This is a genomic window from Rhabdothermincola sp., assembly GCF_036846205.1.
Classification (GTDB): domain Bacteria; phylum Actinomycetota; class Acidimicrobiia; order Acidimicrobiales; family Acidimicrobilacustridaceae; genus Rhabdothermincola.
The window spans coordinates 3,304-25,613 of record NZ_DAIUCK010000042.1 but is presented as its reverse complement, the minus strand read 5'-3'; the positions used below and the strand labels follow the sequence as shown (position 1 = coordinate 25,613).

The following is a 22,310-nucleotide window of genomic DNA, read 5'->3' as shown; positions in this document are numbered from 1 at the left end:
CCCCCACCTCCTGTCAGCGCGCCGCCCCTGCGCACCGTGCGCGGGATCACCGTGGCCGCCTCGATCGCGGACCAGCTCGAAGCGCTGCTCGCCGCGGCGGCCGCGGACGGGTTCGTCCTGGGTGGGAGCGGCTACCGGGACATCAACCAGCAGATCGCCCTGCGACGCCAGAACTGCGGCACCAGCGCCTACGCGATCTACGAGATGCCCGCCAGCCTGTGTACGCCACCGACCGCCATTCCCGGGACTTCGATGCACGAGCGGGGCCTGGCGGTCGACTTCACCTGGAATGGCCGGGCGATCGTGAGCCGTGACAGCCCGGCCTTCCAGTGGATGGCCGCCAACGCGGGGCGCTTCGGCTTCATCAACCTCCCGAGCGAACCGTGGCACTGGTCGGTCACCGGACGCTGAAGGTCCCCACCCGAGCCGCCGGGGCATCACCGTTCCGTAAGATGCCGGTCCATGACACCGGAAGATGCAGCGCGAGCCTCGGCCGAGGCGGTCGGCGGGATCTCGAGTCTGTTCATGCTGGCCCCGAGCACCTATGCAAGGGGGGCGGAGCTGGGCTTCGACGGCATGGACTTCTACGTGGCCGGTCGAGGGGCCGCGCTGGGTGAGGTCGACGCGGACGTCGTCGCCGCGGCCTTCGTTTTCTTCCACCCGCCCACGGTGCGCCGGATGTGGGAAGCCAGTGCCTCGGTGATGTCACGCCGCGACGCGGCAGCGGCCTGGGCGGCGGCGTGCCACGACTGGGCGCGGGAGCACGTGCCCGCTGACGTCGACGCCGCTCGGTTGGCGGCGCTCGCCGGGCAGGTGGTCGAGGCGGCGAGCCCGGCCGGAGCGCCGCTGTTCGCCGGGTGGCGGGCGCTGGAGGAGCCCCCGGCCGATGACGCCAGCGCCCTGGCGGTCCATCGCATGAACGGCCTGCGGGAGCTCCGGGCGGCACTGCACGGCGCAGCGGTGCTCGCCGCCGGTCTGACGCCTCTCGAAGCGGTACTGGTGAGGACGCCGTACATGGCCGGCATCTTCGGCTGGCCCGAGCCCTACCCCGACGTGGCTGGCGTGGCCGAGGCTTGGGCGTCCGCCGAAGCGGCCACCGACGCCATGATGGGCCGGGTGCTCGGGGTGCTCATGCCGGCCGAGCTGGAGGAGTTCGTGGCCCTGAGCAGCGCCCTCCACGGTGTGCTCAGCGGGTGACCGCCGGGTTCAGCCGTAGCGGCGCAGGGCTGGCCAGATGACGTCCCATCCGGCCAGGGGGCCGCGAGCGAGGACGATCGGTTGCCCGGCCTCCTCGTTGTCCAGACCGGCCGGATTGGTGACGAACCCCACCACCTCCACCGAGCGGAAGTGCTGGCTCAGCGTCTCCGGTGGGAGCCCGACCGCGACCACCGCCGTGGTCGTCGCCGGTGGAGGTCCCCACCACCACAGATCGTTGTGGCCGCTGTAGGGCTCGGGCAGACCTCGACCGCCGCCGTAGTGCACCACCGCGCCGTGCTCGCCGTAGTTGGCGGTGAGGACCACCGCGTGAGCCCGCTCGGCGGGCGCGAGGCGGCGATAGGCGTCGGCGAGCTGGTCGGTCAGCTCGGGCCAGCCGTACATCTCCCCGAACTCCGCGTTCACGCTGATGACCGGGCCGAGCGCATCGGCTGGGAGGATCGGGACCGAGAACGGCAAGGTGAACACCCCGGCGGCCACGGCAGCAGCGACGGCCACCCGACGCAGGACGGCGTCCTGGCGCTCGATCACGATCGCCCCGGCGGCGAGCAGGACGAAGACCACCGGCGCCAGGTAGTAGGATTTGCCCCCCAGGAAGGTCATCGACACGGTGACGACCAGCGCCAGACCGCCGAGGGCGCGGAAGCTGGCGGCGTCCCGAGCCCGCACCAGCCACCACAGCCCGGGACCCCAGATCACCACGGAGGTGACACCCGCCAGTACCAGCACGCCCGGGAGGCACAGCAGGATGCCGAGCGCGCTGGCGTTCTTGGCTTGCAGCGCCTCGCTCATCTCGAAGACGGGCCAGCCGTGCCGGGCCTGCCACCACAGGTTCGGTGCCCAGATGGCGAGCGCGAGCACGCCGCCGGCGAGGGCGGTGGGTCGTAGCAGCAGCGACCGCTTGGAGGACATCAGCAGCCCGGCGACCAGACCGAGCACGAGGAACACCACGGCGTGCTTGTTGAGCAGCCCCACCCCGGCCACCGCGCCGATCGCCAGCCAGAGCCGGTCGTCGCCGGTGCGCAGCATGCGGGCCGCCAGCACGAGGCACGCGCCCCACACCACGAGGTCGAACGTCGTGGTGCTCAGCACCATCGCCGGAGTGTGGAACAGGGGGATCAGCGCCGCGGTGCCGGCCGCGAGGAGCTGGGCTCGCCGGCCACCACCGAGCTCGCGCACGAGCAACGCCAGGAGCACCAGGACCGCGACGCCGGCGAGGGCGGGGAAGACCCGCAACCCCGGCAGCGAGTTGCCGAACACCTCGCTGGCGAGCCTGGCCACCGCAGGGGTGAACGGGGGCTGGTCGACGTACCCCCAGGCCAATCGCTGCCCGCAGGCCATGAAGTACAGCTCGTCACGGTGGTACCCGTAGCGGGTGCCGACCAGCATCGCGGTGGCGAACAGGGCCACTGCGATCGTCGCCAGGCCAGCCCACGCGACGGGCGGGAGGCGGAGCGCAGCGGTTCCCGGCGAGGTTGGCGGCTGCCGGCCCGGTGCGATCCCAGCCCCGGGAGTCGGGGGATCGGGAGGGGTGCGGCCCCCCGGAGGGCGCCGGGGCATGCGCGAACGCTAACGAACGGCGTCGGAGGCACTCAAGGCGGGCAGCGTGGTCATCGGCGGTGGTTGCGGCCCACCGGGAGCGCCCGGGTGGCCGTTGCCACTGCTCGCAGCCCGTTCACGGGTTGCGTGGGTGAAGTAGATCCCGACCACCCGGTCCACGTTGCCCCGATCGAGGACCGGTGGCTCCCCGCGGTACGCGCACACGGCGCGCAGGATCTTGCACACCTCGTGGGGGAGGTAGGGGCGCAGGTCACCGTCCCCGTGGCGGCGGCTCACCTCGCGCAGGTACTCCTCGGCCCCGGGCTCGATGGCGATGCCGTACCGGGCCGCCGCGCTGCGTAGCACGACGTCGAACTCCGCGTCGTCGATGGAGGGGACGAGGATCTTGTTCTGGATCCGCCGGAAGAACGCCTCGTCGCCCAGGCTGGCCGGCTCCAGGTTGGTGGAGAACACCACCTTCACGTCGAAGGGGATCTCGAACCGCACGCCGTAGGCCAGCGACAGGTAGTCGACCCGGCGGTCGAGAGGCACGATCCAGCGGTTGAGGAGTTGCTCGGGGGTCATCGACTGGCGCCCGAAGTCGTCGATGATCAGCAGCCCGTTGTTGGCCTGCATCTGGATCGGTGCCAGGTAGACCCCGTTGCTGGACTCGTAGGTGAGGTCCATCATCGAGGTGGTCAACTCCCCGCCGGCGATGACCGACGGCCGGCGGCAGAGCACCCAGCGCGGGTCGAGCTCGGCCGGCTGCTCCGGCACGGCCTCGTGCACGACCGGGTCGTAGACGGTGATGATCTGGCTGTCGACCTCGACCGCGCGGGGGATGAACACGTGGTCGCCATGGACCCGGATGAGCCGCTCGGCCAGGCTCGTCTTGCCCGTGCCCGGGGGGCCGTAGAGGAAGATCGCGCCGGGCGTGAGCAGCGCCGGACCGAGCTCGTCGAGCAGCCAGTCGCTGACCACCAGGTCGGCGAACGCGTGTTGCATGGACTCGCGGGTGACCACCGGTTGCGCGCTCTGCGCCCGCACGACCTGCACGTACTGGTCGAGCGCCACCGGGGCCGCGCCCGCGTACCGGCACAGCTGCATCCGCTCCATCGCCGCATCCCGGCCCTGCTGTGTGAGCTCGAGCTGGTAGTCGAAGCCGTCGAGGCCGAGCACCTCCAGGTGGCGCAGCTCCCGGAGATCCTCGATGACCTTGGACGTGACCGCCACGCTCAACCCGAGCGCGGTGGCCAGCTGGAGCGTGGAGGTCCTCCCCTCGAACAGCGCCCGCCGGAGGATGAGGTCCTGCACAAGAGCGAGCGGGATGCCGAGCTCCTCGATCGTGCGTGGCGCGCGCAAGTCGATCGTCTGTGGCTGGTGCAACGTCTCGCCTCCGTGGTCCCCGAAGGCCATCGGCGGATCCGGGCCCGACCTTGAGCCGCTCTCCGGGTCAGGAGGACCAGCAGCGCCCGGTCCTCGAGCACAGCCGACCGGAGGCCGTGAAGCTGTCGGCCGTGAACTCGGCGTCCTCGATGCCCCCGTCGAACGCGTCCTGGACGGTGTCGTAGATCTCACCGGTGGTGACGTCCATCTCCGACAGGCACTCGTCGAGGGACCAGAACGTGCCGGGGTCCTCCGGGTCCTCCATCTGCCCGTCGGGGCTGAGCCCGAAGATCGCCCGGCAGGTCTGCTCGAAGCCCTGGCGGTAGGCGTCGCGCAACGCCGCCAGCTCGGCCGGATCGTCGGTGGTCACCGGGTTGGTGGTCGGCGTCGCGGTCGTCTCCGACGTCGCGGCGGTCGTGGTGGTGGTGGTCTCGACCGTCGTGGACGTGGTCGGCGGGGGCAGGGTCGTGGTGGCCGCCTCGCCGGCGTCATCGCGGCCGCGGCTGGCGAGCACAGCGACAGCGATCACGGCCGCGATCGCCACCAGGATGGCCGCACCGATCGCGAGCTTGCGGTTGGTCGACATCGTGGGTGGAGCACCTCGTCAGCCGGGAAGCCGCAGCATACCGGTGCCTCGCCGCTCGCCGGCCTCGCGGCGGGTGACCGGGCCCTCTCGGCGGGCCGCGCGAGAATCTCCGCCCATGCGTCGCCGGATCGTGCTGGTCGTCGTCGCCATCGTGCTGCTCGGGGGCGTGGTGGCCTGCTCGGGTGGCAGCAAGCCGGTGCTGCAGGAGCTGCCGGGGGTGCAGGCGATGGCCAAGGTCCGGGAGGCCACCGTGGCCGCGGGCACCCTGCGCTACGAGGGCACTGTCACCCAGGGGGAGCGGAGTGGCGAGCTGTCGGGTGCGGCGGGAGCGTCGCCTCCCCGAGGGGAGCTCACCGTCCCGGTCTTCACCCCCGAGGCGGTGCTCCCCGCGTCGGTGCGTTGGAACGGCGACGACGTCTACATCGAGCGGGTGGCGGTCGGTGACGAGGACGCGAAGCGGGCCGTCCCGTTGTTCTCACGGCTGGGGAGTGATCCCCCCTGGGCCCGGTTCGGGCGCAGCGGTCTCGTCGGCACCCTGTTGGCTTCCTACGACCCGTTCCTGCTGCTCGATCGTCTCAGCGCGGCGAACGTCTCGCTCGAACCCACCGCTGGCGACGAGGTGGGTGACACGTCGGGGACTCGATACGAGGCGGTGGGAGCCGTTTCCGACGGGTCGGCCGGTGGTGCACGCACCGAGCTGTGGGTGGACGACCAGGCGCGGCTGCGCCGGGTGCGGGTGGAGGGGTCGGGTCGGGTGATCGACTACCGGGTCCTCTCCTACGGCGACGACGTCACCGTGGAGCCGATCCCCGCCGAGGAGCTGGCCGACGTGACCGCCGATCCCTCCCAGCTCGCAACGTCGAAGCCCGATGGTGATTACCAGGCCGTCCGCTCCGGCACCACTGCCGGGGTGCGCTGGACCCTCCAGCGGGCGCCTGGCACGAACGGCGGGTCCTGCTGGCGGCTGGAGGCCGATCCCCCCCTCACGCCGGTGGGTGAGCACTTCGCCCCGTTCCCCGGGGGCGCCCGGTGCGTGCTCCCACCGTCCCCGGACGAGGACCTCGACCAGCAGATCGCGGTGGTGGTCGACGCCGACGCGGCGCAGACCCCGTACGACGCGCTGGTGGTGGTGGTGCCGCCCGAGGTGCGCTCGGTGGAGATGGCCTACCCGGACGGGAAGCTGGTGCCCCTCGAGATCGACCGGGCAACGGGCACGGTGGTGTGGATCTCACCCCCGGAGCGACCCGGGGTGGTGCTGGTGGTGACCGATGGAGACGGTCGATCCGTACACTGCGGCCCCGGCTACGTCAGCGAGATCGACGACGTGACCAAGCTGGGACCGGACGAGATCGCCAACCTGCGATCGCTGATCTGGAGCTGCGTGGCCGGCGAGGACTAGGCCTGGGCGGGCCTCAGGTGGTCGGCGGCGGGTCGGTCGAGGTGGACGCCGGGATGGTCACGTCAGGCGGGGGTGGCTCGAATCCGGCGTCGGTGCACATGTCCGAGCCCGGCCGGTTGAACAGGTCACCGAGCTGGTAGGCGACGTCGAACGAGTCGGGTTCGATAACCCAGTTGCCCCCGTCGACGTAGGGCAGGCCGAAGCGCCAGTCCACCTGGTAGCCGCGCTCGCACAGCGCCTTGGCCTTGGCCCGCACCCATCGCTGCTGAGCCGCGTCGTCGACGAACCCGTAGAAGGTGAGATCCTCACCGGAGCCCTCGCAGTTGCCCTGCGCGGCAGGCATCGCCCACCCGAGCCGGCGGTAGGTCTCGACGTAGGCATCCCAAGGCTCCGGCCCGAACCCCTCGCAGCCCACCGGGCTGGCCTGCACCTGCTCGGCGATGGCGGTGATCTCCTCCAGGGCCGACTGGTCCCAACCGCCGCGGTCGTAGCCCTTGTCCGGCGCGGAGTCGCAAGCCGCGGCGACGAGCACGAACACCACGGTGAACGGAACGAGCCCTCGTCGTGCTCGAGCGGGGATCCGGGGCATCGGCTGGGACTCCTTCGGCGGGGGCCGGGTCGGGCGATCGACTGGACGGGGTCGGCGCAGCGTAGTCCGGCCCGGATCGCTCGGGTGGTTCGCGCACGAGTGGGCCAGGACGCGAAGCAGCCCACCCCGGAGGGTGGGCTGCTCCACAGACTCGCGGTGGCGAGCCTTTCGTCCGGTCAGACGATCACGGGAAGCTCACCATGATCGAGCTGTCGAACGGCGGGGTCGGGCCGAGCAGGCTCAGCAGGCTGTCGCCGTCGGTGCCAAACACCACCGCGGTCAGCTGGTCGGTGCCACCGATGCAGCCGAGGCCGGCGTTCAGGGAGCCCATCTGCGGCACGACCGAGCCAGCGCCCGGCGTGTTGTCGAGGTACGACGGGTTGGTGACCGGACCAGCGGTCGTGGCCACCGGCTGCTGCAGGAAGCCGCCGCTGACGTCACCGCCGACGCCGACACCCTTGGTGACGATGCCGGTCACCGTGGCCGAGTCGAGGTACGCCGGGTCGCTGCCCAGGCGCACGAAGGCCGACGCGGCGTAGTTCTTGCCGGTGAACGGGTTGATGCCGGCGAACTTGGTGGCCAGCTTGCCGTACGGCGGGTAGGGCTGGTCAGGCGAGGTCGCGCTCGGATCGCAGCTGAAACCACCCGACACGAACGGGTTCTTCGGGTCCGGGTCAGTGGTGAACTTGCCGCTGACCGAGATAGCGTCGCCCAGGCTGAGGGCCGTCACCAGCACGCCGCTGCAGGGAGCCGAGTACGCCTTGGCGCCCTTCACGGCGATGTTCTGCTGCAGCGAAGCATTGGTGATGCCAGGCGAGACCGTACCGTTGCCGATGACGTGATCGCAGTCGATCAGCACGGTCGGTTGAGCGCTGGACGTGCCTGCGCCGAACGCCAGCATGCCGGCGGCGAGGCCGGCCGCTGCGGCGACAGCCACAACGCGTGAACGCATCTTCACGTAATTCCCCCTTTGATGGTGGATGAAGCCCGGTGGTCGCTCGCCGGGCACTGTGAGGATGGGACCGTCAACCGGCGATCGTGCCCGGATCGGGCGGTACGTCCCCGTAGGTTCACCGTCAGCAAGTGGCTGGACCCCCCGCTGGTGGTGAGCCGCGGCCCTCGGGAGGACCGTGCGACCGGCCCCATGATTGACGCGCGCGGAGGGTGTGTCAAGGGCCACTCGATTGTTTCGCTCGGTAACCGCAACCGGTGCAATCTCCCGTTCTGGCAGGCCGAACGCCTGCTGGAGCACGCGTTCGGCCTGCCAGCACCGAGCGTGGTCGGCGGGGGCAGGGAGTGGTCGTGCGGGCCGAGTCGCCGCCGGTGCGGCTCAGCCGACGGTGACCGTGCGGCAGGCGAGCAGCGGGTTGGTGCCGACGGTGCCGGGGGCGTTGATGGCGTACGCGCACACCTGGTGGGCGCCCTTCGTTGCCGCGAGATCGATCACGTAGCCGTGCAGGGAGCCCCAGGCGGGGTACACCCGTCCCACGTCGGGGCGGCTCCTGTTGGCCGTCGCCAGGGTGCCCCACCGGCCGTCGACGTAGACGTGGACGTCGATCGCCGCGGCCACCTCCGGGTCCAGCGCCCAGCCCGAGAGCCGTACCACACCCGCCCTCGGGCTCGACACCGAGTCGAGCGACCCGAACGGCGTGCTGGGCATCGTCACGGGAGTGCAGCCGATGTTCTGGCTGGTCCCGGGAGTGCCGGCGGCGTTGATCCCGCGGACGCAGACCAGGTGCGATCCCCCGGAGACCCCGGTGGCGACGAGCCGGTAGCCGTGGCGGTCGCCCAGACCGAACGCCCGCTGCACGTCTGGCCGGGAGAGATCCGCGACGCCCGACACGTTCTTCACCCCGTCGATCCAGACCTCGACGTCGATCGCGCCGGTGGTGTCGGGGTCGAGCGCCCATCCCTGCACGATCAGCTCGCCCGGCCCGCGCTGGGCCAGCCCGTCGATCGAGCCGAACGGGCTGCCGAGGCGGCGGATGGTCACGCTGCGGCATCCGAGCAACGGGTTCCACCCCTTGCTCCCGGGCGCGTTGATGGCGTACGCGCAGATCTGGTGCGTGCCGGGGGTGAGCCCGCCGAGGCTGATGTTCCACCCCCGGTTGGGGCCGTACTGGGGGAACACCTGGCCCACATCGGGCCGGTTGCCGCTGGCCTTGGTCGCTCCGCCCCACCCGCCGTTCACGTACACGTGGACGTCGATCGTGCCGCTGGTGTCGGGATCCAGCGCCCACCCTGAGGCCGTGGCCGTGCCCTCACCCGTCTGGCTCACGCCGTCGAAGGAACCAGTGGGGGTCGAGCCCGGTGCGTCCGCCGGGGCCTTGGCGAAGCGGACGGTGACGAAGATCTTGGCGCCGTTGCGCTGCACGCCGATGCCGACCCGGTTGAAGTCACCGACCATGTTGGCGAAGTGGGGCCCGCTGTTGACGAAGGCGTTGTGGATGCCCGTCACGTCCCAACCCACGCCGACGTTCTCCCCACCCCTGGTCCAGCCGGGAACAGCCCAGTCGAGGGAGGCGCCGAGGTTCGGATCGTGCATCAGCGTGTCGCTCTGGAGCATCACCGAGGACCAGTTCCGGGCCGTGTCGGCCAGCCCGTCGTCCCAGGACAGCGGAGCCAACCCGAACCCGGTCCGGAGCTGGTTGAGCAGCATGTGGAACTGCAGCTCCTCACTGGATTGGGGGACCGCGCGGGCCGGGATGGCAGTGGCGAGGCCCGCGAGCAGGATGGCGATCGCGGTGGTGAGGGCGGCTGCTCGTCGCCGGCGACGGGTGGGAGTCCGAGCTGTGGACATGTCGTTTCGCATGAGGGGTCACGGAGCGTGCGTGGGCGTGCTGTCCCTACTTTTCATCGACCACCTCCGCCGTCTGCTTGAACGCCTCGTCCCGGCGTCGACCCGTCTCCCGGTGGGAGCGCTCGGTATCGTGACGCCCATGGCTGAGCCACCCCTTCAGATTGAGGAGACCACCGCCGACAGCGAGGCCGTGCTCCGCCTCCACGGTGATCTCGACCCTCATACGGCGCCGTTCTTGGCCAGCGCCGTGAAGGAGCGCATCGAAGCGGGCGATCGCACGGTGGTGCTCGACCTGACCGGAGTGAGCTTCATCGACTCGTCCGGGTTACGGGCGATGCTCACCGCTCACCGGGAGCTGAGCGAGCGCGATGGGGAGTTGCGCTTACGCAACCCGAGCCAGACCACGATGCGGTTGCTCGAAGTGACGGGGCTGGTCGACCAGCTCCATCTCGAGGAAGGATGATGGGTCCGGCGGACGCCATCCGCAGCGGGGAGGTCAGACTCACCATCCCGGCGAACCCTCGCTTCCTTCGGTTGGCTCGGCTCGCTGCTTCTGGTGTGGCCACCGATGCGGGCTTCGATCTCGATCACCTTGAGGACCTGCGGTTGGCGATCGACGAGGCGTGCGCGGTGCTGCTCGAGGGCGCGCCCGGGGGTGACCTTGAGCTCGTCTACCGCTTCCGCGCCGATGGCGGAGTGGAGATCGAGGGAAGCTGCCCGTCGGATGGTTCGGATCTCCGGCTCCACCCCGTCGCCGCGGACCTCCTGGCGGTGACCACCACCGAGCACCACTTGGCCAGCGACAGTAACCGGCGGAGGTTCCGCCTGGTGAAGCTGCCAGAGGCGCCGGGTGCCTGACGCCGATGACCAGGCGCGCCCGACCGGCGCCGGCACGACCCCTGCGGTGAAGAGCGCCGATGTCGAGCTGTTCAGGCGCTACCGGGCCACCGGCGATCGCAACCTGCGCAACGAGCTGGTCGAGGCCAATCGGGCCCTGGCGGACTACCACGTGCGCAGGTACGCGCAGCGCGGCCAGCCCGAGGACGATCTGCGTCAGGTGGCCCTGCTCGCCATCCTCCGAGCGGTCGAGCGCTTCGATCCAGATCTGGGGGTGTCGTTCTCGACCTTCGCGAACCGCACCATCGACGGTGAGCTGAAGCGATATCTGCGCGATCGGACCTGGAGCGTCCGCCCGCCCCGGCGGGCTCAGGAGCTCCACCTCGAGGTCCGCCGGGCCGACGAGGAGCTGACCCAGAGGCTCGGCCGGTCACCGACGGTACTGGAGCTGGCCAGCGAGCTGGGGGCGAACGTCGACCACGTCCTTGAAGCGTTCGAGGTCTCGGGCGCGCGCCGTGCCAGCAGCCTCGATCAACCTGCTGGTGACGAGGAGTTCACGAGAGCGGAGCGGCTGGGGCAGGTCGAGCCGGGCTTCGGGGTGATCGATCACCGCTTGCTGGTCTCGGACCTTCTCGACACCCTCGACGAGCGTGATCGGTTCATCATCCAGCGGCGTTTCTTCGACAACTGCTCGCAGGAGGAGATTGCGCGCGAGCTGGGGGTGAGCCAGTCGTACCTGTCGCGGGTGTTGCGGCGCATCCTCCTCCAGCTCCGCCACGAGCTCGAGGTCACCTGAGCGACGCCGGCTCGATCGTCCGTTCTGGGGAACTTCAGGGCGCGGGTAGGGATCGAATCGTTCGGTCACCGGCCACCGCCAGGAGCAGGATGATCATGCGACAGGACCCCGCGGACACCCCACTCGTCACCGTGATGGACAACCTCGACGCCTCGGGGTACCGCAGCCAGTTCCAGGCTCGCGACGGTGGGTTGATCCTCTGTTTCACCTGCCGGGTGGAGTTCGCGGCGGCGCGGGCGGAGGCGGACCTGATCTTCCGCCTCGAGGGCGCTTCCGACGTGGCGGACATGGTCACGGTCGTGCCGTTGACCTGCCCGGTCTGCGGCGCCGCGGGCACCCTCGTGCTCCACTCGGGACCCGACGCGTCACCGGAGGAGGCGGAGGTGCTGAGCCACCTCGAGCGATCGCAGCCGAGCGAGGGTGAGGCCGCGCTCCGGCCCATGGTGGAGCACGCGCTCGACGAGTCGGCCACAGACGCCCTCGCCCCCCGCCACAACCGGCGCTCGGGAGCACAGGCGTGATCCAGCACTGACAGACGCTGGTGTCCCTTGCAGCTGACTAGAACAGGTTCTACGCTCGTTGGGTGACGGCGGCGGCACGCCCCGTGGCAATTGCGTCGATGGCGCGCCCGCCGGTCAACGGGAGAGCAACAGCGGGGGATTCCATGAGGAGATCACTCGGGTGGCGGGCACGCGCGATCGCCGTGGCGACCGCCTCGACGATGGCGGCGATGGCGGGCGTGGCGCTCGAGTCGGGTCCTGCGGGAGCGGTCGTCACCACGACCACCTACAACGACGCCTGCTTCGGGACGAACCTGGGGCAGACCGCGGGGCAGGTCGTCAGTACCTCGATCAGCGTCGACGCGCCGGCCACGGTGCCGCAGGGCAGCACGTTCACCATCCGCCTGCAGCCGGCGGCGGCGGTGATCACGAAGAACGCGCCGACACCCGTCGGGACAGTCACCAACCGCTACATCAACAAGGTTCGCATCGATTACAAGATCCCCGACAACGCCACCTACGTGAGCGCGTCGGTCGTCGCGGGCACGGGCTCCGGTCTGGTCTCCGGTACCCCGAGGGTGGACACGAGCAGCACCGACCCGAACGTGCCGGCGGGAATCATCCGGCTGTGGGGTGGTGCCTCGCCGGACCAGGGAACCGGCACAGGACTGTGGTACGGGAACGCGACGGACACCGACCTGACAGCCGACTACTCCTACCAGCTCCCGGCCATCGACGTGACGCTCCAGGCGACCGGTCCGATCGGCTCGATGATCCAACCGAAGGTGCGGTTCGTGAACCCGAGCACCGCGGCCGTGGACCTCACCTACTACAAGACGTTCGTGTCGCGGGCTCGGAGCAGCATCATCGGGGCGGTGACCACCAACGTCACCTGCAGCCCACGTGACGACACGACCAACTCCGGCGGTACGCGCACCAGCACGGGGGACGGCGCGGGCAACGCCGGCGCGGGACCGCTCGCCAACATCCAGATCGTGGCCCCGCCCACCCCACCGTCCGCACCGCAGGGAACCCCGCTGGCTCTACCCGGTGACGGCTCGGTGACCTTGAGTTGGTCGCCTCCCGCCAACCCGGGCTCGTCGCCGGTCACCGGCTACCGGGTCACCCCATGGGTGTGCCCGGTGGCACCCAACTGCCTCGCCGACGGCACCCCGCAGACACCGCTGACGTTCAACTCCACCGCCACCACCCAGACCATCACCGGGCTCACCAACGGTCAGCTCTACAAGTTCCAGGTGGCCGCCATCAGCAGCGCCGGTACGGGACCGAACTCCGTGATGAGCACGCCGGTGGTAGTTGGCGCGCCCGATCGGCCGGGCGTGTGGGCCCAGCGTGAGTCGGGCGACGGCCAGGTCACGATCAGCGGGGTGGCGCCAGCCGACAACGGCTCGCCCATCACCGGCTATGTGATCACGCCCTACGTCGGCGGCGTCGCCCAGACCCCGCAGGTGTTCAACAACGCCTCGACCACCCAGACGGTGACGGGCCTCACGAATGGAACCGCCTACACCTTCCGGGTGGCGGCGATCAACGCCCGGGGCATCGGCCCGGCCTCGGCGCCGGGGCAGCCGATCACTGCCGGTCTCCCGAGCGCGCCGGCCTTCAGCGGCCCCCGGGTGCCGGGTGACGGCGCGGTGACGATCTCGTGGACCACCCCGGCCGACAACGGCTCGCCGATCACCGGCTACACGGTCACGCCCTACATCGGCAACGTGGCCCAGACCCCGGTGTCGTTCGACGCGTCGACCACGACGCGGACGATCACCGGTCTCACCAACGGGACCACCTATCGGTTCCGGGTGGCCGCGGTGAACGCACACGGCACGGGCCCGCTCTCGGCGGCGTCCCCGAGCGTGATCGTGGGCGCTCCGGTTGCCCCGACCTTCGTCAAGCGGGTGGCGGGCGACGGTGCGGCGACGCTGACCTGGTCGGTTCCGGCCGACAACGGTTCGCCGATCACCGGCTATACGGTCACGCCCTACATCGGCAACGTGGCCCAGACCCCGGTGTCGTTCGACGCGTCGACGACCACGCGGACCATTACCGGTCTCACCAACGGGGTCACCTACACGTTCCGCATCAGCGCCACCAACGCTCGCGGCACCGGCCCGCTCTCGGGACCGACCGGCCCGGTGACACCGTTCGCCTAGCCCGGCCGGCACCTCTCCCGATCTGTTCACGGATCCGCGGGGACACCCCGCGGATTCCTGAACGGATCGGTGTCGGGGCGGTCAGCGGTGTGGATCCGGTGATCGTGGTTCGCGACCGGCGTGACCGTCTACAAAGGGTGCATGGATCGGGCTGCTTGGGACGCTCGCTACGCGGCGACCGACTACATCTGGACGGTCGAGCCGAACCGGTGGTTGGTCGCCGAGTGCGAAGGTCTGCAGCCGGGAAACGCGCTCGATCTGGCCTGCGGGGAGGGGCGCAATGCCGTGTGGTTGGCTGAGCGCGACTGGACGGTGACCGCGGTCGACTTCTCCCCGGTGGCTCTCGACAAGGGTCGCCGCCTGGCCGCGCATCGGGGGGTGACCGTCCGGTGGGAGCAGGCCGACGTGCTGGCCTGGCAACCAGCGGACACCTTCGACCTGGTGGCGGTGCTCTACCTGCAGCTCCCCGAGGCCGAACGGCGCCGGGCACTCCGGATCGCCGTCGAGGCCGTGCGTCCCGGCGGCACCCTGCTGGTGGTCGCGCACGACACCCGGAACCTCGACGAGGGAGTGGGTGGACCGCAGGATCCGGCGTTGCTCTACACCCCGGCCGATGTGGTCTCGGACACCGTCGGCAGCGGGAGGGAGCTGATCGTGGAGCGCGCCGAGACCGTGGAGCGACCGGTCGAGGGTGTTGACCGACCTGCACTGGACTGCCTGGTGCGGATCCGGAGGGCGGCGTGAGCGGGGCCGCTTCGATGGTCGAGGTGTTCGCCGACGTGTGCTGTCCCTTCACGCACGTTGGGCTGCGACGGTTCGTCGAGATCCGGGAGCAGCTCGGCCGGCACGATGTCGGCTTGGTCGTGCGTGCCTGGCCGCTCGAGCTCGTCAACGGCAAGCCGCTCGAGGCGTCCTTCGTCGCCGAAGAGGTGGAGGTCCTCCGCCGTGCGGTGGCGCCGGACCTGTTCCGTGGCTTCATCCCGGAGCAGTTCCCCTCCACCTCCCTGCCGGCCCTCGCCCTCGCGGCTGCGGCCTACCGCCAGAGTGCCGCGACGGGCGAGGCAGTGAGCCTGGAGCTGCGCGACCTGCTGTTCGAACAGGGCGTGGACATCTCGACTCCGGTCGTCCTCGATGAGGTTGCGCGCCGGCACGGGATCCGGATTGACGACCGTGACCGCGGGTCCGTGCACTCGGATCTCGCTGAAGGCAGGGAGCGGGGTGTGGTGGGGTCACCGCATTTCTTCACCTCCGGTGGGGCGTTCTTCTGCCCGTCGCTGCAGGTGACCCGCGACGAGGCAGGGGAGCTCCGGGTGAAGGTCGATCAGGATGCGCTCAATGCCTTCATCCGGTCCTGCTTCGGCTGAGAGCGGGGTAGGGACACCGTCGCCCACTGCCCGTGTCTGATGGAGGTGACCACCGATGGGTGAGCTGGTCAAGCGTGAACCCAAGCCGGTCGACGTGCTGAGCCGGCTGGATCGGATGTTCGAAGACTGGACGAGAGCGATGTCCATGCGGTGGCCCATGCTGCCTGGCCCGGAGTTTCCTGCAGAGCGGATGATCAGAGTGGACGAGTTCCGTGACAACGGGGATCTGGTGATCCGTGCCGAGCTGCCGGGCATCGACCCTGATCGGGACGTGGAGCTGACGGTCTCGGACAGCATGCTCCACATCGATGCGGAGCGCCGCGAGGAGGAGCGGGTGGAAGAGAAGGGCTATCTGCGCCATGAGCTGCGTTGTGGCTCGTTCTCGCGCACCTTGCCGCTCCCCGAGGGCGCGACCGAGTCCGATGTGAAGGCGAGCTACAAGGACGGGATCCTCGAGATCCGCGTCCCGACGCCGGAGCCGCCTCCGCCCAAGAAGATCCAGGTCACGAGGGGCTGACCCACCAGCAGCGCCAGCTCCTCTTCGCCGCACCGTGAGCGATGCGCGATCAGCGCTGATCGCGCATCGCGCGTCGGCGCTCCTCGTACTCTTCGACCGACAACTCCCCGCGAGCGAGACGCTCATCCAGGATCTCTTCCGGCGTGGGCCCGGTTCGCCCCGTGACCGTCCGGGCCACGGCGACGATCGCAACGACCACGAGGCTCCAGAAGACGATCATCATCAGGCTCATCGCGACCCACGCCCCCCAGCTCCAGTCGCCGTTCCAGTACATCATCTGCTGCTGTCTCCTTCCTTGGTCGGCCTCCGGACATCGACCGGCATCAGATCGACGCGACGCAGGAGTTGGGCGTTGAGTGCGACGACGATGGTCGAGGCGCTCATCAGGACGGCACCGGCCGCGGGGCTGAGACTCAGTCCGGCCCAGACGAACGTGCCGGCGGCCAGTGGGATGGTGACGACGTTGTACCCTGCCGCCCAGGCCAGGTTCTCGATCATCTTGCGGTACGAGGCTCGCGAGAGGCGGATCACGCTGAGCACAGCCCGCGGGTCGCTCGCGGCGAGCACCACTCCCGCGGACTCGATCGCCACATCGGTGCCCGCGCCTATGGCGATGCCGACGTCGGCGCGGGCAAGGGCGGGGGCATCGTTGACGCCGTCGCCGACCATCGCCACCTGGTAGCCGCGCCGCTGGAGCTCGGCGACCTTCGAGTCCTTGTCCTCGGGGAGCACGTCCGCGAAGACCTCGTCGATACCGATCTGCTTGGCGACGGCGTGGGCGACCTCGCGCGCATCGCCGGTGATCATGGCCACGTGGATGCCGAGCCGGTGAAGCTCGCTGACCGCCTGGTGGGCCTCGGGGCGGATCTGATCTTCGAGCGAGAGCGCTCCGATGACGTCGTTGCCAGAGAGGACGTACAGCACCGATGCGCCTCGTTCGCGCCAGCCCGCGGTGGTGGAGCGCAGCCAGCTCGGTTCGGCAAGGCCGCGTGCACCGAGCAATGCTGGGCCGCCCACGGCTATCTCCACACCCTTGACTCGGGCCTGCACCCCGCGGCCGGTGGTGGCCCGGAAGTCCGTCGCCGCCGGTGGTTCGCCCTGGGCTCGCGCTGCCGCCACGATGGCGCGTGCCAGGGGATGCTCGGAGTCACGCTCGACCGCAGCGGCGAGCGCGATCACTTCTCGTTCCCTGTGGCCCGGCGCGGCGACCATGCCCGTCACCACATGCCGGCCAGCGGTCAGCGTCCCGGTCTTGTCGAACAGCACCAGGTCGACCGTGCGCATCCGCTCGAGCGCGAGGCGATCCTTCACGAGGATGCCGTGGCGGGCCGCGAGGGCGGTCGACAGGCTGATCACGAGAGGGATGGCCAGCCCGAGTGCATGCGGGCAGGCGATCACCAGCACGGTGACGGCGTGCAGCACCGCGCTGTCGGGGTGACCGAGAGTCGCCCAGGCTACGAAGGTCGCAAGACCAGCGCCAGTGGCGATGTAGAAGAGCGCCGCCGCGAACCGGTCGGCGAGGGTCTGGGCGCGTGACTTGCTTTGCTGGGCCTGGAGGACGAGGCGCTGGATGCCGGCCAGGGCGGTGTCGTCGCCGACAGCCGTGACTCGCACCCGGATGCTCGAGTCGGTGGAGATGGTGCCCGCGATAACGGTGTCGCCACGCGATCGGGTCACCGGCTTGGACTCTCCGGTGATCATGGATTCGTCGAGTTCCGCGGTTCCTTCGAGAACCTCACCATCGGCGGGCACTCGCCCCCCGGGGCGAACGAGCACGACGTCGCCCACGCGCAGGTCGCCTGTGCCTACGTGTTCCACGCGGCCATCTCCGGTCACCCGTTCGGCATCGTCGGGCAGGAGTTCGGCCAGTGCATGCAGTGCGCCCCGAGCCTGGCCGATGGCCTTCATCTCCTGCCAGTGACCGAGGAGCATGACGGTGATGAGCGCAGCCAGCTCCCACCAGAACTCGAGGTCGAACCAGCCGAACGTCGAGGCGACCGATGCCCCGAACGCCACGGTGATGGCCATCGAGATCAGCATCATCATGCCGGGCTGACGGCGTCGGAGCTCACGGTAGGCACCGATGAGGAACGGCTTGCCGCCGTAGATGAAGATCACAGTGCCGAACACTGGTGGGATCAGGCCGGAACCGGGGAAGGTGGGCGCGGTATAGCCGAACCACTCCTGCACCATGTCTGCCCACAAGACAACGGGGACGGTGAGCGCGAGGCTGATCCAGAACGCGTGCTCGAAGGCCTTGGGATCGTGGCCAGCGTGGAGGTCGTGCTCCGTGTGGGTTGTTGGGTGGCGGTCGCCGGGATCAGGCCTGGTGTCGGGCGCTCCGGAGCGGGCGTCGTGGGTCGACGTGCGCATCGGCAGCTCCTCGGGCACCGTCCCAGCCGGTCAGGAGAGGGAAGAGGTGTGCCAAGAAAGCATACGGGGGTAGGGTATAGATTGGCAAGCGTGAATCTTGCCGATGACGGACGAGGAGGATCCGCGACCGATGACCGTTTCCCAGACGTTTCGGGTTGAGGGTATGACCTGTGAGCACTGCGTTGCCGCGGTCCGGGATGAGGTAGCTCGGGTCCGCGGGGTTGGCGAGGTCGACGTCGACCTGGCGACGGGCCGGCTGACGATCCTCGCGGATGAGGTGATCGATGCTGAACAGGTGCGGGCCGCGGTCCGCAGTGCGGGGTACGAGATCGCGGCGTGAGCTCCGTCGAGGCAGCCGCCGGTAGCGTCTGGGGGCGTGGTGAAGAGGCCGAGCGATTCGGTGATGGTGCGCGCTGCGGGTCGGGAGGTCGAGATCACCAACCCCGGCAAGGTCTTCTTCCCTGCCCGCGGCGAGTCCAAGCTCGACCTGGTCCACTACTACCAGCAGGTCGAAGAGCCGCTGATGCGAGCGATGGAAGGGCGTCCGGTCCTTCTCCAGCGCTTTCCCGACGGTGTCACGGGCTCGCACTTCTTCCAGAAGCGGGTGCCGGCGAATCACCCGGAGTGGTTGCGGACGACGATCGTGTCCACACCGAACGGCACGAGGTCACGAGCGCTGGTGGCCGCCGACCTCGCGCATGTCCTGTGGGCAGTCAATCTGGGCTGCCTCGGCTTCCACGTATGGCCGTCGCTCGCCTCCGACCCTGCACACGCGGATGAGCTTCGGATCGACCTGGACCCCTCCCCGGGGGTCGGATTCGACGAGGTCCGGCAGGCGGCCTTGCACGTCGGGGCCTTGCTCGGCGAGCTGGGCATCAAGGGATACCCGAAGACCACCGGGTCGAAGGGCCTGCACGTCTACGTGCGGCTGCAACCCCGGTGGACGCCGTATGACGTGCGGGCCGCCGCCGTGGCCCTGGCGCGCGAGCTGGAGCGACGCCATCCCGACACGATGACCGCCGCATGGTGGAAGGAGGAGCGCGGACGACGGGTGTTCGTCGACTTCAACCAGAACGCTCCTCACAAGACGGTCTTTGGAGCGTGGTCGGTGCGCGCTCGTCGAGGTGCCCAGGTGTCGACACCCCTGCGATGGCAGGAGATCGCGGCGGTGGACCCGGATGAGCTCACCATCGCCACCGTTCCCGAACGGGTGGCTCAGCTCGGAGATCCCTGGGCGGATCTGGCGAGCGAGCCACAGTCGATCGAGCCGCTGCTGGAGATGTACCAGCGGGACCTCGCGTCCGGGTTGATGGATGCGCCGTGGCCTCCCGTCTACCCGAAGATGCCGAACGAACCCCCGCGTGTCGCTCCGAGCCGAGCGCGGAAAAAACGCTGAACAGCCCGACGGCGCGGTGTCATCGTGCGAGCTGGGTGGGCGCGGAGGAGTGACTGCGGTGCGTGTTGACACCCGTCGTACGGTGCTGGTGACAGGATCCCCGATGAAGGGAGCGAACATGGGCACACGACACGGGGTTGCCGCGGCAGCAGCGCTCGCGCTGGTATCGCTCGCCGGTGGTGGAGTGGCGGGAGGGGCACCGCCGGAGCGGATCACGATCTGCCACGGCACCGCGAGCAACACCAACCCGTACGTGGTGATCACCGTGGCGAACCGGTCGTTCAAGGACGGCCATTTCGACGACCAGGTTGACAAGAGCCACGGTGCGAGGAACCAACCGGACGTCCTGTGGAGCAGCAATGGTTGCGCTCCGGAACCGCCGCCGAACTGATTCCCGACCACCACGTCACCACGGGCCGCGCCGTGTCGGGCGCGGCCCGTGTCGCGTGCGAACTCCATCGGCCTGACTGACATTCCGTGACGGTGGAATCACTATGTGTGCATTTCGTGCCCTTGACGTCGTGACTCATGGCGGAAATCTCGGTCTGCGATTGCGAGACGAACGCGGAGCGTGTTACCAACGATCCAACTCGGGACACAACGAGTGGGGGAGGCGTCGATCCGCAGGCCTGAGAGTGGTCGCTGCACCTGCGGGGAGCCAGAGCGAAACCGGCCCCTGACCGAAGGCAACTGGAGGGAGCGGTCATGGGACGAGCGACGATCACCCCGCGTGCGCAGCGGATCCGCCGGGTTGGTGCGGCGCTGAGCATCGTGAGCGTGGTGCTCTCGCTGCTGGCATTCCTTCCCAGGGAGAACCCCGTCTCTGCGCACACGGTGGGTGCGCCGGGTGAGAACGACGTGTACGGCGGCACGTGGCCGCCGAACGGGAATCCTGCGTGGAACCTGCCGGCAGCGAACCCGAGCATCGGGGAGTCGTGTGGGCTCGACATCGGTCTCCTGATCGATCGTTCAGGTTCCATCGCTGACGCAGGGAAAGCAACCGAGATGCGTGAGGCGGCGAATGCACTGGTCGACAGCCTCGCGGGCACGCCCTCGGCCGTCGGTGTGTGGAGTTTCGGGAACGACTCGAGTGCGACCGGCACCGCACAGCACCCGGCTCGGCAGCTCACCGAGGTGGGTGGCCCCACTGGTCCGGCGGGCGTGGCTGCGCTGAAGGCGACCATCGATTCGATCCCGATCGTGTCGAACGTGGCGACCAACTGGGAAGCAGGCTTCGCGGCCGTGCACGACGCGAGCACACTGCCCGGCAATCGGGCTCCTGATCTGTTGTTCGTGCTGACCGACGGCAAGCCGACCGTACACATCGACGACTCGAGTACCGGTGGGACGACGAACAATGACGATGTGGACGGCGGGATCCGAACCGCGAATCTGGTGAAGGGCCTCGGAACGAGGATCTTCGGGGTGGGCATCGGGGCCAGCATCGATGCGACGACGCTGGCGCTGATCGCGAACGACACCGCGTTCACTGGCGGGAACATCACCACCGCTGGCTACGCGCTCACCGACTTCGACAACCTCAAGACGACGCTGCGCCAGCTGGCCACCGCGCTGTGCGGCGGGAGTGTCAGCGTCCTGAAGCTGGCGGATCCCGGCACTGGTGTGTTCGCACCTGCCTCTGGATGGGCGTTCACCCTCGATCCGACCAACTCGAAGATCCCCGACCAGACCAAGACGACCGATGCGAACGGCCAGGTCAACTTCGATCTCAGCTCCTTCACGACCGAGCAGGTGACCCTGACAGAGAACCTGGGGGCGAAACCTGGTTTCGAGTTCCTCGCTGGCGACCTGGTGTGCACGAACAGCAACGGGCGCAATCCGACGCTGACCGCGGTGACCAACGGTGTTCGCTTCGACCTCGGGCCCACCGACATCATCAGCTGTACCTTCAAGAACCGGAAGCGCTCCGTCGACCTCGGCATCGTCAAGAGCGACGGCGGTGTGTCCACCGCTCCTGGTGGCACCGTGACCTACTCGCTCACCTACGGGAACAAGGGCAACGTCGCCGCACCCAACACGGTGATCACCGAGACCGTCCCGGCGAACGCCACGGTGGACCTCGGTACGGGGCCGGCCGACGGCAAGAACGACGGTTGGGTGTGCAACGGCCTGCAGAGCGGCTCGTTCCCGGCTGGAACGACCTGTACCCGGTCAGTCGGTACCGTCGCGGCGGGAGCATCGGGCCTCATGACGACGTTCACGGTGACGGTGAACGATCCCCTCCCGTTCGGTACGACGCAGATCAGCAACACCGCGGTCATCGGCTACGACGACTCGGCTGGGCCGGACACCAACCCCGCGGACAACTCCTCGACCGACACGACTCCAGTCGTCATGGTCCCGGGCCTCGAGATCGTGAAGACAGCTGTGCGTGAGGGTCAGGCCTGTCCGGGTGTGGACGGGGTGACGTTGACGGTGGTGGCGGGGCAGTCGGTTCGCTACTGCTATGTGGTCACCAATCCGGGGAACGCGCCGTTGTTGAACGTGTCGTTGGTGGATGACAACGGGACGCCGGGGAGTCCGGGGGATGACTTCACGGTGACGTTGTCGGGTCTGTCGGATCAGGACGGTGACAGCCAGGCCGATGATCTGGCGGCTGGTGGTACCGCGACCGGGCAGTCGGCGCTGAAGGTGTTCAACGCAGTGGGAACCATCACGAACATCGCCACGGCTTCGGGCTCGAGTGCGGCTGGCCAGCAGTTCACCGACACCGATGATGCGGTGGTGATGGTGACCAGGCCGGCGGTGAACGTGGTGAAGACGGCCGTGCGTGAGGGTCAGGCCTGTCCGGGTGTGGACGGGGTGACGTTGACGGTGGTGG

The 22,310-nt window shown here is 69.4% G+C and carries 23 protein-coding genes; 15 read left to right on the top strand and 8 right to left on the bottom strand.

Annotation, left to right across the window (positions count from 1 at the left end; translation table 11 throughout):
* Window positions 1–411: M15 family metallopeptidase (locus tag V7004_RS07980; RefSeq protein ID WP_334143231.1), on the top strand; the 411-nt coding region annotated here is incomplete at its 5' end.
* A gap of 51 nt (window positions 412–462) precedes the next feature.
* A complete protein-coding gene (locus V7004_RS07975; RefSeq protein ID WP_334143230.1) occupies window positions 463–1,197 on the top strand; it encodes an SCO6745 family protein in 735 nt (244 codons plus the stop codon).
* 9 nt (window positions 1,198–1,206) lie between these two features.
* On the opposite strand, the gene V7004_RS07970 is transcribed toward V7004_RS07975, so the two are convergent.
* From V7004_RS07970 to V7004_RS07960, 3 genes are all read right to left on the bottom strand, one after another.
* Window positions 1,207–2,625 carry a glycosyltransferase family 39 protein gene (locus V7004_RS07970; RefSeq protein WP_334143229.1) on the bottom strand — a complete coding sequence of 473 codons (1,419 nt, stop codon included), beginning with the start codon at window positions 2,623–2,625 and terminating at the stop codon, window positions 1,207–1,209.
* Between the two features lie 159 nt (window positions 2,626–2,784).
* Window positions 2,785–4,170, bottom strand: coding sequence for an AAA family ATPase (locus tag V7004_RS07965; RefSeq protein WP_334143228.1), 1,386 nt, complete (start codon window positions 4,168–4,170; stop codon window positions 2,785–2,787).
* Between the two features lie 37 nt (window positions 4,171–4,207).
* Entirely contained in the window at window positions 4,208–4,726 is a 519-nt protein-coding gene (locus V7004_RS07960) for a hypothetical protein (protein WP_334143226.1), read from the bottom strand.
* A 115-nt stretch (window positions 4,727–4,841) separates the two neighbouring features.
* Here V7004_RS07960 and V7004_RS07955 point away from each other — a divergent pair, with 115 nt between their 5' ends.
* A complete protein-coding gene (locus tag V7004_RS07955) occupies window positions 4,842–6,125 on the top strand; it encodes a hypothetical protein (protein WP_334143225.1) in 1,284 nt (427 codons plus the stop codon).
* 13 nt (window positions 6,126–6,138) lie between these two features.
* Here the strand turns inward: V7004_RS07955 and V7004_RS07950 are convergent, their stop codons facing one another.
* The 3 genes from V7004_RS07950 to V7004_RS07940 form a co-directional block, all read right to left on the bottom strand.
* Window positions 6,139–6,714: a hypothetical protein gene (locus V7004_RS07950; protein ID WP_334143224.1), complete on the bottom strand. Its 576-nt coding sequence runs from the start codon at window positions 6,712–6,714 to the stop codon at window positions 6,139–6,141.
* A gap of 184 nt (window positions 6,715–6,898) precedes the next feature.
* The gene (locus tag V7004_RS07945; protein WP_334143223.1) at window positions 6,899–7,966 is read right to left on the bottom strand and encodes a hypothetical protein; all 1,068 of its coding nucleotides are present in this window, start codon (window positions 7,964–7,966) and stop codon (window positions 6,899–6,901) included.
* A gap of 78 nt (window positions 7,967–8,044) precedes the next feature.
* Window positions 8,045–9,514: a CAP domain-containing protein gene (locus V7004_RS07940; RefSeq protein WP_334143221.1), complete on the bottom strand. Its 1,470-nt coding sequence runs from the start codon at window positions 9,512–9,514 to the stop codon at window positions 8,045–8,047.
* 139 nt (window positions 9,515–9,653) lie between these two features.
* Between V7004_RS07940 and V7004_RS07935 the strand changes: the two genes are divergently transcribed.
* The 8 genes from V7004_RS07935 to V7004_RS07900 all read left to right on the top strand — a co-directional run bounded on the left by V7004_RS07935 (window position 9,654) and on the right by V7004_RS07900 (window position 15,699).
* Window positions 9,654–9,977, top strand: a complete 324-nt coding sequence (locus tag V7004_RS07935) for an STAS domain-containing protein (RefSeq protein WP_334143220.1) — start codon at window positions 9,654–9,656, stop codon at window positions 9,975–9,977.
* The gene (locus V7004_RS07930) at window positions 9,977–10,372 is read left to right on the top strand and encodes a hypothetical protein (RefSeq protein ID WP_334143219.1); all 396 of its coding nucleotides are present in this window, start codon (window positions 9,977–9,979) and stop codon (window positions 10,370–10,372) included. Before V7004_RS07935 ends, V7004_RS07930 begins: the two co-directional genes overlap by 1 nt.
* On the top strand, window positions 10,365–11,147 hold the full coding sequence (locus V7004_RS07925) for a sigma-70 family RNA polymerase sigma factor (RefSeq protein WP_334143218.1): 783 nt from the start codon (window positions 10,365–10,367) through the stop codon (window positions 11,145–11,147). Before V7004_RS07930 ends, V7004_RS07925 begins: the two co-directional genes overlap by 8 nt.
* A 95-nt stretch (window positions 11,148–11,242) precedes the next feature.
* On the top strand, window positions 11,243–11,668 hold the full coding sequence (locus tag V7004_RS07920) for a hypothetical protein (RefSeq protein WP_334143216.1): 426 nt from the start codon (window positions 11,243–11,245) through the stop codon (window positions 11,666–11,668).
* Window positions 11,669–11,877: 209 nt separating this feature from the next.
* Complete coding sequence (locus tag V7004_RS07915) at window positions 11,878–13,818, top strand: fibronectin type III domain-containing protein (RefSeq protein ID WP_334143214.1); 1,941 nt, start codon at window positions 11,878–11,880, stop codon at window positions 13,816–13,818.
* 141 nt (window positions 13,819–13,959) lie between these two features.
* Window positions 13,960–14,562: a class I SAM-dependent methyltransferase gene (locus V7004_RS07910; RefSeq protein WP_334143212.1), complete on the top strand. Its 603-nt coding sequence runs from the start codon at window positions 13,960–13,962 to the stop codon at window positions 14,560–14,562.
* Entirely contained in the window at window positions 14,559–15,182 is a 624-nt protein-coding gene (locus V7004_RS07905) for a DsbA family protein (protein WP_334143210.1), read from the top strand. Before V7004_RS07910 ends, V7004_RS07905 begins: the two co-directional genes overlap by 4 nt.
* 55 nt (window positions 15,183–15,237) lie before the next feature.
* Entirely contained in the window at window positions 15,238–15,699 is a 462-nt protein-coding gene (locus tag V7004_RS07900; RefSeq protein WP_334143209.1) for an Hsp20/alpha crystallin family protein, read from the top strand.
* Between the two features lie 49 nt (window positions 15,700–15,748).
* Here the strand turns inward: V7004_RS07900 and V7004_RS07895 are convergent, their stop codons facing one another.
* Both V7004_RS07895 and V7004_RS07890 read right to left on the bottom strand, forming a co-directional pair.
* Window positions 15,749–15,976, bottom strand: a complete 228-nt coding sequence (locus V7004_RS07895; RefSeq protein ID WP_334143207.1) for an SHOCT domain-containing protein — start codon at window positions 15,974–15,976, stop codon at window positions 15,749–15,751.
* Window positions 15,973–18,072, bottom strand: coding sequence for a heavy metal translocating P-type ATPase (locus V7004_RS07890; RefSeq protein WP_334143205.1), 2,100 nt, complete (start codon window positions 18,070–18,072; stop codon window positions 15,973–15,975). The genes V7004_RS07895 and V7004_RS07890 overlap by 4 nt, the downstream gene beginning before the upstream one ends.
* A 103-nt stretch (window positions 18,073–18,175) precedes the next feature.
* Here V7004_RS07890 and V7004_RS07885 point away from each other — a divergent pair, with 103 nt between their 5' ends.
* The 4 genes from V7004_RS07885 to V7004_RS07870 form a co-directional block, all read left to right on the top strand.
* Window positions 18,176–18,412: a heavy-metal-associated domain-containing protein gene (locus tag V7004_RS07885; protein ID WP_334143204.1), complete on the top strand. Its 237-nt coding sequence runs from the start codon at window positions 18,176–18,178 to the stop codon at window positions 18,410–18,412.
* 63 nt (window positions 18,413–18,475) lie between these two features.
* Window positions 18,476–19,468 carry a non-homologous end-joining DNA ligase gene (gene ligD / locus V7004_RS07880; RefSeq protein ID WP_442968027.1) on the top strand — a complete coding sequence of 331 codons (993 nt, stop codon included), beginning with the start codon at window positions 18,476–18,478 and terminating at the stop codon, window positions 19,466–19,468.
* Between the two features lie 118 nt (window positions 19,469–19,586).
* Window positions 19,587–19,859 (top strand): hypothetical protein, encoded by a 273-nt coding sequence (locus V7004_RS07875; protein WP_334143202.1) that lies wholly within the window; start codon window positions 19,587–19,589, stop codon window positions 19,857–19,859.
* Between the two features lie 314 nt (window positions 19,860–20,173).
* Window positions 20,174–22,310: DUF7507 domain-containing protein (locus tag V7004_RS07870; RefSeq protein WP_334143201.1), on the top strand; the 2,137-nt coding region annotated here is incomplete at its 3' end.